Origin of the sequence: Endozoicomonas sp. ALB091 (assembly GCF_049310265.1) — a bacterium.
Taxonomy (GTDB): domain Bacteria; phylum Pseudomonadota; class Gammaproteobacteria; order Pseudomonadales; family Endozoicomonadaceae; genus Endozoicomonas.
In genome coordinates this window covers 247876-265447 of record NZ_JBLYNQ010000001.1, presented here as the reverse complement: position 1 = coordinate 265447, position 17572 = coordinate 247876, and the positions used below count along the sequence as shown (strand labels likewise).

15 protein-coding genes are annotated in these 17572 nt (G+C 49.0%); 11 read left to right on the top strand and 4 right to left on the bottom strand.

What is annotated here, in order from left to right; genetic code table 11:
* Positions 1-2: 2 nt before the first annotated feature.
* The 7 genes from ACO6UX_RS01070 to ACO6UX_RS01040 all read left to right on the top strand — a co-directional run bounded on the left by ACO6UX_RS01070 (position 3) and on the right by ACO6UX_RS01040 (position 9029).
* Positions 3-1451, top strand: a complete 1449-nt coding sequence (locus ACO6UX_RS01070) for a YcjX family protein (protein WP_422444058.1) — start codon at positions 3-5, stop codon at positions 1449-1451.
* Positions 1448-2452, top strand: coding sequence for a TIGR01620 family protein (locus ACO6UX_RS01065; RefSeq protein ID WP_422444056.1), 1005 nt, complete (start codon positions 1448-1450; stop codon positions 2450-2452). Before ACO6UX_RS01070 ends, ACO6UX_RS01065 begins: the two co-directional genes overlap by 4 nt.
* Before the next feature lie 277 nt (positions 2453-2729).
* Complete coding sequence (alr, locus tag ACO6UX_RS01060; RefSeq protein ID WP_422444054.1) at positions 2730-3860, top strand: alanine racemase; 1131 nt, start codon at positions 2730-2732, stop codon at positions 3858-3860.
* A gap of 85 nt (positions 3861-3945) precedes the next feature.
* Positions 3946-4812, top strand: a complete 867-nt coding sequence (locus ACO6UX_RS01055; protein WP_422444052.1) for a hypothetical protein — start codon at positions 3946-3948, stop codon at positions 4810-4812.
* 154 nt (positions 4813-4966) lie between these two features.
* Entirely contained in the window at positions 4967-5995 is a 1029-nt protein-coding gene (locus tag ACO6UX_RS01050; protein ID WP_422444050.1) for a hypothetical protein, read from the top strand.
* Positions 5996-6104: 109 nt separating this feature from the next.
* On the top strand, positions 6105-6515 hold the full coding sequence (locus ACO6UX_RS01045; RefSeq protein ID WP_422444048.1) for a hypothetical protein: 411 nt from the start codon (positions 6105-6107) through the stop codon (positions 6513-6515).
* A 186-nt stretch (positions 6516-6701) separates the two neighbouring features.
* Complete coding sequence (locus ACO6UX_RS01040) at positions 6702-9029, top strand: macro domain-containing protein (protein ID WP_422444046.1); 2328 nt, start codon at positions 6702-6704, stop codon at positions 9027-9029.
* A gap of 228 nt (positions 9030-9257) precedes the next feature.
* Here the strand turns inward: ACO6UX_RS01040 and ACO6UX_RS01035 are convergent, their stop codons facing one another.
* From ACO6UX_RS01035 to potA, 3 genes are all read right to left on the bottom strand, one after another.
* On the bottom strand, positions 9258-10061 hold the full coding sequence (locus ACO6UX_RS01035; protein ID WP_422444730.1) for an ABC transporter permease subunit: 804 nt from the start codon (positions 10059-10061) through the stop codon (positions 9258-9260).
* A gap of 77 nt (positions 10062-10138) precedes the next feature.
* The gene (locus tag ACO6UX_RS01030; RefSeq protein WP_422444044.1) at positions 10139-11089 is read right to left on the bottom strand and encodes an ABC transporter permease subunit; all 951 of its coding nucleotides are present in this window, start codon (positions 11087-11089) and stop codon (positions 10139-10141) included.
* 156 nt (positions 11090-11245) lie between these two features.
* Positions 11246-12415: a polyamine ABC transporter ATP-binding protein gene (gene potA / locus ACO6UX_RS01025; RefSeq protein ID WP_422444042.1), complete on the bottom strand. Its 1170-nt coding sequence runs from the start codon at positions 12413-12415 to the stop codon at positions 11246-11248.
* Between the two features lie 445 nt (positions 12416-12860).
* Between potA and lrp the strand changes: the two genes are divergently transcribed.
* Positions 12861-13349, top strand: coding sequence for a leucine-responsive transcriptional regulator Lrp (lrp, locus tag ACO6UX_RS01020; RefSeq protein WP_020582577.1), 489 nt, complete (start codon positions 12861-12863; stop codon positions 13347-13349).
* A 69-nt stretch (positions 13350-13418) separates the two neighbouring features.
* Here the strand turns inward: lrp and ACO6UX_RS01015 are convergent, their stop codons facing one another.
* Positions 13419-13790 (bottom strand): PilZ domain-containing protein, encoded by a 372-nt coding sequence (locus ACO6UX_RS01015; RefSeq protein ID WP_163371993.1) that lies wholly within the window; start codon positions 13788-13790, stop codon positions 13419-13421.
* A 411-nt stretch (positions 13791-14201) separates the two neighbouring features.
* Between ACO6UX_RS01015 and ACO6UX_RS01010 the strand changes: the two genes are divergently transcribed.
* Genes ACO6UX_RS01010 through ACO6UX_RS01000 form a run of 3 tightly spaced genes read left to right on the top strand, consistent with a single transcriptional unit; the run spans position 14202 to position 17360 of the window.
* Complete coding sequence (locus tag ACO6UX_RS01010) at positions 14202-15248, top strand: Leu/Phe/Val dehydrogenase (RefSeq protein WP_422444039.1); 1047 nt, start codon at positions 14202-14204, stop codon at positions 15246-15248.
* Positions 15249-15259: 11 nt separating this feature from the next.
* The gene (gene pdhA / locus ACO6UX_RS01005) at positions 15260-16384 is read left to right on the top strand and encodes a pyruvate dehydrogenase (acetyl-transferring) E1 component subunit alpha (protein WP_422444037.1); all 1125 of its coding nucleotides are present in this window, start codon (positions 15260-15262) and stop codon (positions 16382-16384) included.
* The gene (locus ACO6UX_RS01000) at positions 16377-17360 is read left to right on the top strand and encodes an alpha-ketoacid dehydrogenase subunit beta (protein ID WP_209203214.1); all 984 of its coding nucleotides are present in this window, start codon (positions 16377-16379) and stop codon (positions 17358-17360) included. The genes pdhA and ACO6UX_RS01000 overlap by 8 nt, the downstream gene beginning before the upstream one ends.
* The last annotated feature ends 212 nt before the right edge of the window (positions 17361-17572 follow it).

The window sequence follows — 17572 nt, the reverse complement described above, 5'->3', positions numbered from 1 at the left end:
CAATGAAACCAATAAAGACCAAGGTCAAGCAGTCTTTGCTGATTGGGCAGGATAAAGCGATGGATCTTGCCAGGTCAGCAGCCAGTTCCCTGGAAAATGGCGTCGACCGGCTGCTTAACCGGCGAATGACACTGGGAGTGACCGGCTTCAGTGGCAGTGGCAAAACCACCCTGATCACCAGTCTTATTCATCAGTTACAGCACTATCCTGATGCCCTTCTGGCTGCCTTCCCCCCGGTGCTTCAGGATCGCTTATTGGGGGTAAAACTGTCCGCTCTGAATGGTGTCACACTGTTTCCTTACCAGCGGGGTATTGACGCGTTATCAAGAGGGCGGTGGCCGGAAGCTACAAGGGATGAGTCTGGCTGCCTGCTGGAGATCAAGTTCCGTCAGCCACCCGGGTTATTGCGTCGGGGAAAACCGGGGATCAGTCGTCTTTATCTGGAGATTCGTGACTATCCGGGGGAGTGGCTGCTGGATCTGCCGCTACTGGCCATGGATTACCGTGCCTGGTGTGGGCAATGTCACGCCCTTTTTGACAGTGCCGTACGCCGGTCTATTGGCCGGAGTTTTATCGAAAAGCTGAAGTCCATTAATCCTCTGGAGACCATTTCCGAGCTGGAACTGCAAGTACTGTGGCAGGAACAACTGACCTTTCTCAAGGCTTGTCAGCAGGCGGGCTTGACCATGATTCAACCCGGACGCTGGCTGCATGCCGCACCTTCAGGTGACGAGAGTAAACTGCCGTTTATCCCCCTGCTTGCCATCACTGGTTGTTCAGAAGATCAGTTGGAGGAAGCGGTGGAGGACTCTTTATTCAAAGTGTGTGAAAGGCATTATCAGCGTTACCTGGAAACCCGGGTCAAACCCTTCTATCAAAATACTTTTCAGAAGGTGGATCGACAGCTGGTGCTGGTGGATGTGCTCAAGTCGTTGAACCGTGGCCAGGAAGCGTTTGATGATCTTCGCTTCTCGTTGACTCAGGTACTGCAAAGTTTCGATTATGGGCGCAACAGCCTGCTCAGACGATTAATTCAGCCACGTATTGACCGGGTCGTTTTTGCCGCCAGTAAAATTGATCAGGTGCTGCCTGACCAGCATGAAGCCGTGAGAGGGCTGACGGCAAACCTGGTTCAGGAGGCCAGGCGCAGAGCGGCGTTTAATGCGACGGATGTCCGCTGTGAAGCGGTTGCCGCCGTTCGCTCAACGACATATGTCGATTACCAGGGGCACCAGTCTCTGCAGGGGATGACGGAGCAGGGGCCGGGAGTGCTGCTGCACCCGGATATTCCGGAACAGATTCCGACACTGGATGACTGGCAGGCTCTGGGCCAGTGGCAATTGCGCCGGTTGATGCCGCCCGGTGGGCTGCAGCTGGTCGCAGGTGGCCGATTACCCCATATCCGTCTGGATAGCATTCTTAATGATCTGCTGGGAGACCGGTTTTCATGACCCGACATCACGATCCGTACTTTATCCCTCTGGAACCAGAGCAACCCCTGGAGACTCCGGAGTCCATCAGTGATGGTTTCCGGGATCCGGTGTTGCAGGGACCCGAACTGGCGGCCAAACCACTGCGCTTTATCCGGTCGGCATGTTACGGGCTGCTGACCCTGCTGTTGATATTGGTGCTTTGGCAAACGGTGGAACTGGGCCTTTTTCTCTATCAACTGCATTGGTCTTTGGCCTTAGTGTTTGCCTTGCTTTTTCTGGCCCTGGCGGTCACTGTCGTTAAAGCCGTGGTGGAGTTTTTCCTGTATCAACGGGACTTTCGACAGATCACCGAACTACAGGCGCAGGCTGCACAGTTTCGAGACCAGAGAACGACCGTATTAACCAGCCAGTGGACCGGGCAGTTGAGTAAGCTCTATCAGGGTAAGCCCCAGCAGATGCTGCTGGAACAAGTGTTGTCCGAGATGCCGGATTACAGTGATGACAGCGAGCTGCTGGCTTACCTGGATAGCCATTTTTTCCAGACCCTGGACCAGCGGGCACTTGCCTGTATTTCACAACATAGCCAGCAAGTTGCGTTGATGGTGGCTCTCAGCCCATTTGCTGCCGTTGATATGCTGCTGTCGGTCTGGCGCAGTATCCGGATGCTCGATGAGATCTGTCAGGTATACGGTGTCAGGCCTTCATTGCCTGCCCGTAGCCACCTGTTAACCATGGTTCTGGAACAGATGGCGCTGGCTGGTGCGACAGAACTGCTGTCTGATCAGCTATCAGACTTTACTTCCAACCGGTTGCTGGGCGTGGTCAGCTCCCAGGCCGCCAGCGGGGTTGGTGTCGGTATTTATTCCGCCCGCATGGGGCTCAGGGCCATGGCGCTCTGTCGTCCAATTCCTTATGCTGATGGTCAGAAACCCGGCATTGGTCGTTTAGCCAGAAGTATTCTCGCTGCCATGGACGCCCGGTTTCGGACTATGGCAGATCCCGGAAAAAAAGCAGAATAGTCTTAATTCCCGCCTCATTGAAGGAGCACCAGCAGCGACAGGTTGCTCCTTAATCGCTATTCCCATTGACGTTGGCATTTTCACTGAGAAACTGACTCTGATTAGTGGACTCTTACCGTCTAATAAAGAATAAAAAGCAATCAAAACTATGGATAAATACAATCAAAGGGTATTATTTATTCAATATAATGATTTCGATAAACACATAAAGAGCTGTTAGTTATTAATTGATAGGATGCTGCCCTTTACTGGCATTTCCGGGGGAGTCTCAAAAGGCATGGGCCGACCAGCAACAGCAAAGATAAACCTTGATGCACTGCGTCATAATTATCGTATTATCCAACAACTGTCTGCCAGGGGCACTGGTAATGGTCAGGTGATGGCGGTGGTCAAGGCGGACGCCTATGGCCATGGTGCAACAGCCTGTGCAACCGCGCTGGCGGATATTGCCAGCGGGTTTGCCGTTGCCTTTATTGAGGAAGCCCTGGAACTTCGTGCTGCTGGCATCAAACAACCCATACTGCTGCTGGAAGGCTTCTTTGAACCTGCAGAACTGGAAATGATTGACCAGTATCGTCTGGATACGGTGATCCATCATCAGTATCAGATTGATGCATTAGTCGCCCACCGTCCCAAACATCCGGTAAGGCTGTGGCTGAAGATGGATTCCGGTATGGGGCGGGTCGGTTTTGCCCCTGATGAGTACCGCAAAGTCTGGGAGCAACTCAATGATCTTCCTTTTGTCAAAGACATTGTGTTGATGAGTCACTTTGCCTGTGCTGACGAGCCGGACAGTGATCATGCACAACAGCAGCTGACAACGTTCAATACTTATACCCATGGCCTGCCTGGTGAGCGCAGTTTCTGTAACTCTGCCGGGCTGGTTGCCCTGAAAGAAGTGCAGAGCGAATGGAATCGTCCTGGTCTGCTGCTGTATGGGGTCTCTCCATTTGCTCAAATTCATGATATCCAGCAAACAATAAAACCGGTGATGGAGCTGAGTTCAGCCATCATCAGCATCAAAACCATTCCTGCCGGGAGTTCCGTGGGGTATGGCAGTCAGTGGATTGCCCGTAGAACCACCCGGATCGGTGTGGTGGCTATCGGCTATGCAGATGGTTACCCCCGCCATGCCGCCAATGGCACACCGGTGTATATTAATGGCTGCCGTGTACCGCTGGTGGGCAGAGTATCCATGGACATGCTGACGGTGGACTTAACCGATTTGCCCGATGTGCAGATAGGGGACCGTGCCATCCTGTGGGGAGATGACTTGCCCATTAATGAGGTGGCAATGGGTGCAGGTACTATTCCTTATCAGCTGCTTTGTAATTTGAACCGTGTTCCTGTGCTATATCACGGCATTCTCATCCCTGAGCAACTGGATTTTGATCAAATGGAGATCTGATACCAATGCTATTTGCAAATTTCTGAAGCGGAACTTTTTCCCAAACCTATGTTCTGAAGGAAGGGAAAAAAGTAAAGGCATAACCATGAACGCTGCAAATGCTATTGTTGATCGTTTTGTCAGTTTTTCCGATTATCAAAGGTCAAGCGAATTTGTAAATCATCCAACAGCCAATATATTCAGTCCGTTACGAAAGGTAAGTTCAGAGCCTGCAAGAAATAATTATTTACCATTGAGTCACGACTTAAAATTTGAAATTGCCAGATATCTTAATTTGAAGGACTTTATCGCCTTTAGCTCAATCAATGTTGATAATTATTTTTCGCTTAGATCGGACGACCTTCTGGTAAGAAGAGTTCTTGAAAATGAACCGCTGGTAGTATTGTTTGAAAGGCTCAATGATTTGAAACAAAAAGCACGACAATATCCCTTCGAAATTAATGGGCCAATTGAATTGAATGAGAATTATGACGCAATAATACCGCCTGTGGCCATATCTCCCGGGCCTGCACGACTTCTCTTAAAGAAGGATCCTGTAAACTATAAATATCAATCAGCTAATTTTGTTAAATTATTTCAATGTCTATGTACGCTTGCCAATGATGATTCAACGGATGTCTTTTTTAGAGCACATATTTGTTCGTTAACGATAGATATTAATAACAGAATGAGTTTAAAATGCGGTAAAAATACTGAAGGTACTTCACTTCTTGCGTTATATTTTATAGGGATTGCATCACAAGTAAACCAACTGATAAGTATTGAAGAAAAAGATAAGAAGCTACATACATTAGCCAATATGATTGAAAGCAATGAACTTATAAGATGGAAGCTAAGTAAAGTTTATTATTTTAAATCAGTATTAAAAAATAAAAACGAGTTCGATTGGGACAAGTTTATTGATTCTCTGCGACTAAAGAAGAATAAAAAACTGGAATTTTTCGATCTTTAGGCTGTCCACGATCTACTTTTCATGGTATCCAGCAAAAAATAAAACCGGTGATGAAGTGGGGGTTTGACTCAGGATTTTCATTGATCAATCCAAAGCGGAACTTTTTCCCAATCTGATGATCAAATCGATATGGAATTGCAGAAATGTAGGCATAATGATGAATTCTGAAAATGCCATTGTTGATAGTTTTGCTAATATTTCTGATTATCATAGGTCAAGTGAATTTGTAAAAAATCCAACAGCTAATATATTCACCCCGTTACGAAAGGTGACTTCAGAGCCTGCAGAAAATAATTATTTTCCATTATTCCAGGAATTAAGATTTAAAATTACCCAACACCTTAATTTGAAGGACTTTCTCGCCTTTAGCTCAATTAATGTGGATAATTACCTTTCTCTTAGATCGGACGATCTTTTAGTAAAAATGGCTTTTAAAAATAAACTAAAAGTAAGAATGCTTGAAAGGCTTGAGGATTTAAAAAAAAGAGCAGAAAAATACCCTTTTGATATTGATGAAGAAATTAAAACGGATCAGTCTCTGAATGTAATTATACCGTCTATTGCCCTATCTCCCGGTCCGGCAAGACTTATCATGAATGATATTTTTGGCATTAATGACTATCAACCATACGATTTTGTTAAATTATTTCAACAACTATGCATGCTCGCCAAGGGTGATTCATCGGTAACTGAGCACAAACGACCGGAAGATTCTACAGATGATCCTCTGCAGCCTGATAGAATTGCTGAAATGACGACAGAAATTGAGGTTTTGTCAGTCAACAATGAGCAGTTAGATTCTACATGCAATCCTCTACAGCCCGGTGAAATTGCTGAAGTGATGACAGAAACTGAGGTTTTACCAGTCAAAAATGTGCAGTTAGATCCAGCGGATGTCTTGTTTACAGCACATATTTGTTCATTAACGATAGATATTAATAACAGAATGAGTTTAAAAGGTGAGAAATATGCCACAACATTTGCTTTGTCTTTTTTAAACATTGCATTACAGGTTAAGCAAGTAATAAAAACTGAAGATAAAACTGAAAAGGTGGATTCATTAGCCAATATGATTGAAAATAATAGAATTCACCTGGGCAGAATGAGAAAGGCACATTTTAATAAAGCATTAATTAAAGATGAGTTCGATTGGGACACATTTATTAATGGTCTGACTAAATAGTGAACCAATTCGGAACTTTTCGATCTAAAGGCTGTCCACGCTCTGCTTTTTGCAAAAAGTCAGATGACCAATGCTCAAGACTGGCTATGCCTGTCACGGGAACTTACTGGTGAAATCACGAGGTGACCGGTCAGTGAACGGTGTTTCCGGAGGTATCGTATATCCACAGGCTGCTCAACCCAACGGGGCCAATGAAGCTGCGGCTACCCTGGCTGTGAGAGTGTCTGCATTTGGACGGCGTTGTTGTCTGAATTCTACTGTCGGGTTATTGGGTGGGTATGTTCTGCTGGTTGGCGGTGGTGTGGGCGGTGGTTTTCTCTATTCCCACTCCCGGGGGCTGAAGGTGAATGAGGTTGATACACAAGTTAATGTCACCTACGGTGCCCTGACCGGTTTAATGGTATATGCCGCAGGGGTGTGTTGTGCATTTGCCTGTAAAAAGGCTATCGGTGCAAGGGCTGTTGAGTTGGTTCAGGAACCTTTACCGATGACGGATCAAAATGGCTCACACAGCCGCTAAACCCGGATATTTCAAAAACATAGTTGAGATATGAAGACACCATCCTGGAGTCGCGTGAGAGAAAATGCCTGCTAATTTTGGAACTATATTACCGATTTTCAGTCTAATTCGATTATTGGATCTACAGTTGCTTTTATTTGATTGCACAAATAAATATCAATTACACGATAATTTAAGGAGACTGAAATGGATGATGCCATTGGAAAATTCTGTGGTCAGGTAGTGATGTACGGTTCTCTTGAGCTGAAGAAATGTGGAATCAATGAAGAATTGAAACAAGCGGTCTTTGGGCGAGCGGTTCGTAAAACTGATAATGATTGCCTGCTTAAACAACTGGAAAAGTATCCATCCCTTAGGCATATAGTTGGCAAAAACTTTGTCACACATAAGGATGTGTCACAACATTGTACCAATCTGGTTAATGGGACTGAACAAGCATTGCCTGGCAGGGTAACACTGGTTACTTGTAATGATGGATTATTGACATGGGTAAAGCGTAAAGATGAACTTATGCCCTATGGGATAGTGAACTCTGTGGACGTGAACATGCAATTTCATACAGGTATTGCAAAGGTTATCAAAGAAAAGTTTGGTGGCAACAATAGTAACTATGTTCAGGTGTCTCAGCAGCCCGGGAATCGTATCACTCACGGTGAATGTTTTACTTATGACTGTATTCGTGGTGACAAACCATCTGATATCAATAATTGTCGGGCAGTTCACAATGTGTTGGTTCTTTTAGCAAATGATGAGAAGTTTGCAGAAAAGCTTGAAAAAACGTTTTTTGAGTTATTTAAAGCGGCTGAAACCAATCAACTACGTCGGATTTACTGCCCTCTGCTCAGTTGTGGTCTTGCGGGTGGCACAGGAGAAGATTTGGCAGAAGCGATTTCGAAAGCCAAGAAACAATTTGAATCAACAGGCAGGCAAGCACCACAACTGGTTCTGGTGGGCAGGTCTTCTGAAGACAGTGACCGGACAGCATGCCAAGACTTTGCAAGTCACTGGAATATGCTGGCTCAACTTAATTCCGCAACACGTTCACCGGTTCGCCGTGTAACAACGCCCCCTGCAATGAGCAGCCCCGGGGCTGTGGCCACGGCAATTAACACGACAGCAAGCACAGGCCGTGCTGACAAGGCATCGACAGAGCTGCTTCCCAGACAGCTGGAAATAGCAATGCACCCTGATTATGGCATGTTTGGTTGTGCCAGAGAGCTCTCAAAACAAGGAAAACCATTCGATCTGGTCAATGCTGCAAATAGTCAAATGCAACATCGTGGGGGTATCGCAGGACAATTTGCCAGTGATCTTGGCGCTCAATTTAACCACGATACCAGTATTCATAAGGTTGGAACTGGCGAGTGTTATACCACCGGGCCCTATGGATATGCCACTGATTCCACCCGTGGTTTGCGCCATTGCCAGCATATTCATAACGTGGTTGCCCCAAATAGGAAAGATTATGATTTGAGTGTTAACCGTTCTGGTGCAGGGGTAATAAAGTATCAGCAGGATTTCACCAATGCTTTTGTTTCACTGCTCCTTGGAGCCAGCCAAAAAGGCAGCAATACCATTGTCAGTTGTTTTATAGGCTGTGCAATTTTTGGTGGCAGTGGTGAGGATATGGCCCAGGCGCTCTATGCGGCTTATAAGAATCCTCGTATACAGAAGTTATCCAAAGTACCCAAGTTAATACTCGTGGGTTGGGATAATAAAAGTAATAAGGATAAGGAAGTACACGACGAGTTTATTCGAGTTTTCAAGAGCCTGAACGCGGCTAATCCGGTACATTTACCCTCGGGGATAACACCTGTCGGTATCCACCCGGCAGGTGTTTCAGGCACTATGCTTGCTGTAGGACATGGTGCAATCCCTAAGAAAACTGCCTCTTATTTCCAGACAGCCCAATCGGGAACTGCCAGATCTGAATCAGCAGTGCCCTCCAGGTCAAGGCCTCAATCCCGGGTTTCAACGCCAGCCGATTCGCCCATACCAAAAAACTTTGCCAGGCTGTTTAGTAATCCAGGTGGGGTACTTGGCTTTGCCCGGAAACACTATGGCGATAGTGATCCATTCTCACTGGTAAATGCCGTGCGGAGGTTTGGTAATGTGCTGAATACTGATGTGGCGCTTCATGGGGGTGATAGAGGGGGGTATATCGAGCACATGACCAAGGGCGGCGGTCAGGCTACCTTCATGCGCGAGGGATACTATCAATGTCAGGCATGGCGATATAAAGAGACTGACGGCTTTAAAGGCTGCGAGAAAATTCATTCGGTGTTCTTTCCAAAAATAACGGATATAAGTGGGTTTTCGCAGCAGCTGGTAACGTTAATCACCAACGCTGCTCGGGAAGAAAGGCTGGTGTTCCCACTGCATGAGCTTGGAGGGGCTACAGATAGTGAACTCAAAGCTGTACTGAAGCAGGTTTATTTAGATCCTCAGGTATTAACGATGGCCAGGCAAGGGGAGCTGCCAAAACTCTATTTTGTCCGTAAAGACGGGGCATAGTCGATGCCCGGTGATGCTTTTGCACAAACGACAACGGGTTCGGACATAAGCCATTCAGGGGACGGACGCTCCTCGCCGCACGAGCTTGATCCAGACTGAGGTCGCAGGCTTTTGGAGTGAGGACGTCAAGCAGAAATGCACGTCGTGACAATCCCGGAGCATACGGGTCTGGTAAAAGTCGAGGAACGAATTAAAAAGCCGGATGAGATCCGGCATCTGATTATCATGCTAACTGGTGCCAAACCTTTCCAGGCTGGCCCTCCTTTCCCTTTCTGAGCGACGCATAAACCACCAGCCAAACAGGGCTGCCAGAGAGACCACCAGAATAATCAGCGTCGCCATGGCGTTAATTTTTGGTGAGATCCCCAGGCGCACCGAAGAGAATACCACCATTGGCAGAGTGGTCGAGCCCGGGCCGGAGACAAAGCTGGCAATCACCAGATCATCCAGAGACAGGGTGAACGCCAGTAACCAGCCAGCGGCTAACGATGGGGCAATGGTTGGAATCGTGACCAGAAAGAACGTCCGCAGTGGTGTTGCACCAAGATCCATCGCCGCCTCTTCAATAGAGCGATCCACCTCCCGCAACCTGGCGCCAACGACAACAGCCACATAAGCGGTGGAGAAGGTGACGTGGGCGATCCAGATGGTCAGCATGCCCCGTTCCATGGGCCAGCCGATCAGGTCGGCCATGGTGACAAACAGCAGCAGCAGCGACAGGCCGGTAATCACATCGGGCATCACCAGGGGTGCCGTCAACATGCTGTTGAAGGCGGTTCTGCCACGGAATTTGCCAAAGCGGTCAAGGGCAAAAGCCGACACCGTACCCAGAATGACCGCCATGGACGCGTTATAGAAAGCAATTCTCAAGCTGATCCATACCGCGCCCATCAGTTGTTCATCCTGAAACAGCTCCACATACCATTTGGTTGAGAAGCCGGCCCAGACGGTCACCAGTCGTGAAGCGTTAAAGGAGTAAAACACAAGGATAAACATGGGCAGATAGAGGAAGATCAGCCCAAGTATCAGCATGATGGTGGAAAAACCCGGTGTTTTGACTCTTCCCAGGGTGCTTGTGCGTTCAGTTGCTGTTTCTGTAGAAAGCGTCATTACAGGCTGGCCTCCAATTGCTTCGCCTGCTGGCGATTGAAGAAGGCGATGGGCAGACACAGGATCAACAGCATGATCATGGCCAGGGCACTGGCCAGCGGCCAGTCACGGTTGTTGAAAAACTCCTGCCAGAGCACTTTACCGATCATCAGGCTCTCAGGCCCACCCAGCAGCTCAGGAATCACGTATTCACCCACGGCAGGGATAAAGACCAGCATACAGCCCGCGACAATGCCACCCATGGACAGTGGCAGTGTAACTCTGAAAAAGGTTTCCCATGGCCGACAGCCCAGATCGTTGGCCGCCTCCAGCAGTGATTTGTCCAGCTGGGTCAGGTTGGCGTAAATAGGGAGCACCATAAAGGGCAGATAGGCATAAACGATGCCTATATAAACGGCGATGTTAGTGTTCAGGATCTGCAGGGGCTGGTCAATCAGGCCACACCACATCAGCAGGTTGTTCAATAACCCGTTATTTTTCAGTATTCCCATCCAGGCGTATATGCGGATCAGGAATGAGGTCCATGATGGCAGAAGTACCAGCATGAGCAGGAAACTTTGCTTTCTTCCCGATGCCTGAGCCATGGCGTAGGCCATGGGATAGCCCAGCAGAAGGCAGAAAAAGGTAGCGACCAGAGCCAGCCGTATCGAGGTCAGATAGGCCTGCAGGTACATCTCGTCCTCGGCCAGGAACAGGTAGTTGCCCAGATTTAAATTCAGTGTCAGTACTTCATCAAAGTACTCAAAGATGGCCGAATAGGGCGGAATGGCAATTTCTGCCGATGAAAAGCTGATCTTGACCACAATCAGGAAGGGGACAAGAAAGAATAGCAGTAGCCAGAGATAGGGGACGCCAAGAACGAGGCGACGTCCCCACAGCTCCCTTAAGGCGTTTAGCCTCTCTGGTCCCCACGCGGCTGCGGAGGCACCTTTTGTTAACAGGTTGGACATGACAGATTCCACAAAATATCCGTTACCAGTGGCTTACATGTACGGCGGTAAGCCTGAATAGTTTACGAAATAGAAAGCCTTCGGCTTTTAGCCAATGTAAAGCCTTCAGACTGTTCTTAAACACGAAAAATACTGAATAAGGTTAGCGGTGATTGATCAGCTATTCAGGACGACACCACTGTCATCATCCCAGCTGATATAGACTTCATCACCCCAGGTCGGGTTGTCGGCGGTCCGGATCACATTCGCCATGTTGGACTGTACCGTCATGCCCGACGGAAGCCGGATATGATAAACCGAATGTCCACCAAGATAGGCAATGTCGTGCACCACACCCTTGCTCCAGTTGTAGTTCCCTTCCGGCTGCTCCCGGGTCACCATGGTTTTTTCAGGACGCACGGCAATCCAGACTTTGCGGTCTTCCAGTGGTGCCATGATACCGTGGCCAATGTAGATCGGCTGTTGCACCTGTTGCGATTGAATGATGACGTAACCCGCTTCTTCTTCGGTGATTTCTCCTTCAAACATATTGACGGAGCCAATGAATTCGGCGGTCATGCGGCTGTTGGGGTTTTCGTAGATATCGATAGGGGTACCCACCTGGACAATCCAGCCGGCATCCATAATGCCAATGCGCTCGGCCATGGTCATCGCCTCTTCCTGATCATGGGTCACCATAATGCAGGTAACACCCACCTCTTCGATGATATCCACAACCTCAAGCTGCATGCGGCTGCGCAGCTTCTTATCCAGCGCACCCATGGGCTCATCCAGCAACAGCAATTTTGGTCGCTTTGCCAGGCTTCTCGCCAGGGCCACACGCTGGCGCTGGCCACCGGAAAGCTGATGGGGCTTACGGCGGGCATACTTTTGCATATGCACCAGTGTCAGCATCTCCTCTACACGCTGGGCAATGATGTCTTTGGGCAGGCGGTCCTGCTTTAATCCAAATGCCACGTTTTGCTCCACCGTCATATGAGGGAACAGGGCATAGGACTGAAACATCATATTGATGGGGCGCAGATACGGTGGCAGGTGAGTAATATTCTGCCCATCCAGGTAAATTTTGCCCTCAGACGGTGTTTCAAAGCCCGCCAGCATCCGTAGTAATGTGGATTTTCCAGATCCGGAGCCACCCAGCAGTGCGAAAATCTCACCCTTTTTAATATTCAGACTGACATTATCAACAGCGATAACGTCATCGAACTTTTTGGTGACCTGGTCGATTTTGACCAGGATCTCATTGCCTGAGCGACTTTTTGTCGCAGCTGTCGAAAGCGTCGACGGCGTTGGGGAATGTTTCGGGGAGGCAGATGCTGTACTCATCTAAAATTTTCTCCAGCCCGGAGTATAAAGAACAGGGTAGAACCCGGTGAGTGTGCTTTAATAGGCTCTGTTGACACAAGTTTATCGTTAGAAACTCAGGTTCGCTTGTGGTGACCATGGGTTCTTTGCTTATGAAAAGAGCCTTCAAACCCTCAAGGAAGTGAAAAGCCCGCGCATTGTCCATAAAAATGCAGGGATTGAAAATGATTTTGCGATAAACCCTGATGGAGGATATTAGTAATCCTCACTTGCAGATTCATCATTGGTACCCTAACCTCCCTCTGCTAGGAGGGGAGGTGATTTACCCATTAGATATTAGAATAACGGTTGTCTTAATCAGGATCTGTCCTAAAAAAGATGAATACAAAGCTCACTAATCCCTTATGCTATTGTGTTCCACTTTTCTTGGTGCCTGAACACGCATTGTCAATAAACGACTGAAATCATGAGAAGCCGAAAAGAAGTTGTTCGCCAGTTGGATCGTATCGATCGTAATATTCTCCGTACCCTGCAGGAGCAAGGGCGTATATCGTATGTAGAGCTGGCGGATAAGGTCGGGCTGAGTACGACGCCGTGTATGGAACGGGTCAAGCGCCTGGAAAGGGAAGGTATTATTCAGGGCTATTCTGCACGCCTGAACCCGAAGTATCTTCAGGCAGGGCTTCTTGTGTTTGTGGAAATCAGCCTCTATACCAAATCCGCTGATATCTTTGATGACTTCCGCAAAGCGGTCATCAAGCTGCCAAACGTGCTGGAGTGCCATCTGGTCTCTGGTCACTTCGACTATCTGGTCAAAGCCAGGATTTCAGAGATGGCCTCTTACCGCGAGTTGTTAGGGGATATTCTTCTGAAGTTGCCAGGGGTCAGGGAGTCCAAGAGCTATATCGTGATGGAAGAACTCAAGGAAACGCTCAGCCTGCCAATTGCAGATTAACCGTTACCTGGCTTGTTAAAGGTTGTTTGTGAGTGTTTGCTTCTGCTCTTATCGGCTTCAGAAAGGTATTTAACCTTCCTGAAGCTCGCCCGCTACCTGATAATCCCTTATGTAATAGTTCAATGCGACTTCGTCCTGGTCCTCGATACTGCGTAAAACAAAACCTGCGGCGAAATCAGCCTGTTCACTGACGGTTTGACACCAGACGCACTCGGCACTCATGGACACTCGATAAGCACCTTCCTGCGGCCCGGGCAGGATCAATGTGACATTCCGGGTTTCTGATGGCCTGACACCCCGATCGGTCAGGATGCTGAATCCTCCTTTTGAGACATCTTCAAGAATGCCGATAGACAGACCGGTGTCGTTATCCAGTACTTCTGCGGTTTTTTCCAGTGTTTTTCTGGGAAATCGACGCTTTTCTTGTTGTATTTGCGACATTTTGGCCTCCATGGATTAGAGGGAAGGAAGAACTAAGTTATCACCTTTTGTTTTCAAAATGCATCTTTTACCTGTTTTGCCAAAACAGGTGTTTATGAAAACGTGGTTTATGGATGGTGAGATTTTCAGTCAATTAGTTGATTTAAATAGCGGCCAATGGCGGCAGAGCATGATGTTTTCTAAAACTTATTGACTGTTGACAATAGGGCTTAACTTCCTCTGTAATCGAATAAGGCGTTATCAGAAAGCCTGGTTGTTGATAGAGCTTAAACCGCTGAATGTGATGAAAGTTCTACCCTGTAAAACAACAATAAATAGCCACGTCTGTCAGCTTGCCCTAACCCCGGGATGCCGATAGACAGGGCATTAAACCAGAGCCTGCTGCTCTGCAACATACGGAGGGATCCCGTCATGTTCAGACAGATTGCCGAGGCGCGTATCAACGATCTTCATTGCAAATTCGATGAAGAATCCGGCCTCAAATCCGTCATCGCTATTCACAGTACCCGCAGAGGGCCAGCCCTCGGTGGATGTCGAATCATTCCTTATTCTTCCTCTGACGAAGCCATCACGGATGCCATTCGCCTTGCCCGTGGTATGAGCTACAAATCAGCACTGGCTGGCCTGGATCTCGGGGGTGGCAAAGCGGTCATTATGGAACCGGAAGGTGACTATGACCGAACCGCGCTTTTCAAAGCGTTCGGGCGTTTTCTCAATGAGCTTGGCGGTCGTTATGCAACGGCTATGGACAGTGGCACAACGGTGGCGGATATGGACACCATTGCTACTCAGTCAGCCCATGTGACCTGTACTTCATCCGGTGGCAGCCCGGCACCTTTTACCGCTGAAGGGGTTTATTATGGCGTGCTTGCCTGCCTTAAAGCCCATCCCTCCCTGCCAGATAATCTGAAAGGTTTAAGGGTCGCTGTGCAAGGGCTGGGTAATGTTGGCTATGCCCTTTGTCAGCGACTGTTTAACGATGGGGCACAATTGATTGTTGCCGATATCAATCAGGATCGTGTTGATCAGTGTGTCCGGGAGTTCGGTGCCAAAGTGGTGGCACCGGATGACATATATTCGGTGCCCTGCGATCTGTTCAGCCCCTGTGGCCTTGGCGGCGTTCTCAATAGCGACACCATTGGCAAGTTACAGTGTGCTGCTGTTGCCGGCTCAGCCAATAACCAGCTACTGACGGAGGAAGACGGTATTGCCCTCTTCGACCGCAACATTCTCTTTGCCCCGGACTACCTGATTAATTCCGGTGGATTGATTTTTGTCGCCATGACTTACCTGCAAAGCAGTCAGAGTGATATGCACCGGCGCCTTCGTGGCATTCATGACACCCTGTTAGAAATTTTCAGCCGACAGAATCAGGCCGGGTTACCTGCCAGTGTTATTGCTGACCAGATGGCAGAAGCCATTGTGCATGGTGATAACCCTTCACAATTGACGGCATAGGGAGAAAAGAAATGGATTTAACAGCAAACCCTTCCCTCGCCATGGCGCAGTTTCTGGATGTTGAAGGCGAAGTCATCAAACGACTGCCAGCCTGGGTCAGCAATCACGACATTCTCATTGATTACTACCGTTCCATGGTGATCGCCCGGCAGGCCGATCAAAAAGCGGTGGCATTGCAGCGGACCGGTAAGATGGGCACTTACCCTTCCTGTCTTGGACAGGAAGCCATCAGCACCGTGTGTGCTGCCCTGCTGGAAAAAGAAGATGTTCTGATTCCTTATTACCGGGATCTTCCCGGGTTGATGCGACGAGGCATCGCTCTGAGTGATGTCATGCTCTACTGGGGTGGTGATGAGCGTGGGAGTGCCAGTCCGGCCTGGGGTCAGGATCTACCGAATTGTGTTCCCATTGCGACACAGGCTGGCCACGCGGCCGGTATCGCCACCGCCATTAAAATCCGCCATGAGGCCGGTGACCCGTTGCAAGTGGCCTTATGTGCACTGGGGGATGGCGCTACGTCGAAAGGCGATTTTGGCGAAGCCCTGAACCTGGCCGGTGCCTGGCAGCTGCCCGTGGTTTATATCATTAACAACAATCAGTGGGCGATTTCGGTTCCCAGAAAAATTCAGTCCGGTGCACCGACGCTGGCCCAGAAAGGGCTGGCCGCTGGCCTGCCGTCTTACCAGGTTGATGGTAATGATGTTATTGCCCTCCATGAAGTGGTCAGCGCCGCTATTGACCGTGCACGCCAGGGTAAGGGCGCTACCGTGATAGAAGCGGTCAGCTATCGGCTTTGCGATCACACCACGGCCGATGACGCCAGCCGTTACCGTGCCAGTGACGAGCTCAAGGAGGCCTGGCAACAAGAACCCATCAAGCGGCTCCGTAACTTCCTGCACCACCGGGGGTTGTGGGATGAGCGCAAAGAACAGGCTTTAAAAGATGAGGCTGACCGTATCATTGAGCAGGCCGTGGCAACCTACCTGAACACTCCGCTGCCCGCTATTGAAGACCTGTTTGATTATCACTACGCGAATATGCCAGCCCAACTGGAGCAACAGAAAAACGAGGCGCTTGCCAGAGAACAGATGCGTCAGGAAAACATGAAATCAGCCGGAGGCCATCTCAATGGATAACAAACTGACCATGGTTGAGGCCGTCAACCTGGCGCTTGATCATGCTATGGACAATGATCCGGATGTTGTGTTGCTTGGCGAAGATATTGGGGTCAATGGTGGTGTCTTTCGGGCAACCCAGGGACTGCGGGATAAATATGGCCTCAAGCGAGTGATGGATACCCCGCTGGCGGAAACCCTGATTGCCGGTATCAGTGTGGGTATGGCTGCCCAGGGGATGAAACCGGTGGCGGAAATACAGTTTATGGGGTTTATTTTTCCGGCAATGGAACAATTAATCTGCCACGCAGCACGCATGAGAAACCGAACCCGGGGGCGGTTGGCGTGTCCCCTGGTGCTGCGGGCTCCTTTCGGCGGAGGTATCCACGCCCCGGAGCATCATTCGGAAAGCACCGAAGCACTGTTTGCCCATATTCCCGGGCTAAGAGTGGTTATTCCATCGTCACCGGTCAGAGCCTATGGATTGCTTCGTGCTGCCATTAATGAGCCGGATCCGGTTATCTTCCTGGAGCCAAAGCGCATCTACCGGGCAAGTAAGCAGATAATTGATGCTGCCAGTGACCCGCTGCCATTGGACACCTGTTTCACGTTAAAAGTCGGGCAGGATGTCACATTGGTCAGTTGGGGGGCATCGGTTCGTGAAACCATGGAGGCAGCCGACATTCTGGAGGGGCATGGCATTTTTGCAGAAGTGATTGATGTGGCTACCATCAAGCCTCTTGATATGGAGACTATTCTGACGTCAGTCAGAAAGACCGGACGCTGTGTCATTGTTCATGAAGCCTGTCGGAGTTTTGGTGTGGGGGCCGAGATTGCTGCCGGTCTTATGGAAAGGGCGTTTGATGATCTGAAGGCACCGGTTGAACGGGTGACCGGTTTTGATACGACAATGCCCTACTACAGGATGGAAGACCATTATCTGCCTCAGGTCGATGATATTGTCAGGGCATCGATCAAGAGTCTTGCCAGGCACTAATACATAGTTTCAATGAGTTTGACGGGTTGTCGTGCCTCCACACTCCGTTCGTCCTGAGCCTGTCGAAGGACCCATAGGGCCTAAAGGCGGAAACTCCGGCCTCTGATAGATCGTGCCAAGCACCCTTCGACTCCGCTCAGGGTGAACGGAGATTGTAAACGTCAAACTCATTGAAACGATGTACTAGGAACCTGTAGGACTGCAAAACCAGA

Coding starts and splice junctions, on each gene's coding strand:
- ACO6UX_RS01040 (WP_422444046.1), top strand. CDS start 6,702: ATGGATGATGCCATTGGAAAATTCTGTGGTCAGGTAGTGATGTACGGT.
- ACO6UX_RS01000 (WP_209203214.1), top strand. CDS start 16,377: ATGGATAACAAACTGACCATGGTTGAGGCCGTCAACCTGGCGCTTGAT.
- ACO6UX_RS01070 (WP_422444058.1), top strand. CDS start 3: ATGAAACCAATAAAGACCAAGGTCAAGCAGTCTTTGCTGATTGGGCAG.
- ACO6UX_RS01035 (WP_422444730.1), bottom strand. CDS start 10,061: ATGCTGATACTTGGGCTGATCTTCCTCTATCTGCCCATGTTTATCCTT.
- alr (WP_422444054.1), top strand. CDS start 2,730: ATGGGCCGACCAGCAACAGCAAAGATAAACCTTGATGCACTGCGTCAT.
- pdhA (WP_422444037.1), top strand. CDS start 15,260: ATGGATTTAACAGCAAACCCTTCCCTCGCCATGGCGCAGTTTCTGGAT.
- potA (WP_422444042.1), bottom strand. CDS start 12,415: ATGAGTACAGCATCTGCCTCCCCGAAACATTCCCCAACGCCGTCGACG.
- lrp (WP_020582577.1), top strand. CDS start 12,861: ATGAGAAGCCGAAAAGAAGTTGTTCGCCAGTTGGATCGTATCGATCGT.
- ACO6UX_RS01050 (WP_422444050.1), top strand. CDS start 4,967: ATGATGAATTCTGAAAATGCCATTGTTGATAGTTTTGCTAATATTTCT.
- ACO6UX_RS01010 (WP_422444039.1), top strand. CDS start 14,202: ATGTTCAGACAGATTGCCGAGGCGCGTATCAACGATCTTCATTGCAAA.
- ACO6UX_RS01065 (WP_422444056.1), top strand. CDS start 1,448: ATGACCCGACATCACGATCCGTACTTTATCCCTCTGGAACCAGAGCAA.
- ACO6UX_RS01055 (WP_422444052.1), top strand. CDS start 3,946: ATGAACGCTGCAAATGCTATTGTTGATCGTTTTGTCAGTTTTTCCGAT.
- ACO6UX_RS01030 (WP_422444044.1), bottom strand. CDS start 11,089: ATGTCCAACCTGTTAACAAAAGGTGCCTCCGCAGCCGCGTGGGGACCA.
- ACO6UX_RS01015 (WP_163371993.1), bottom strand. CDS start 13,790: ATGTCGCAAATACAACAAGAAAAGCGTCGATTTCCCAGAAAAACACTG.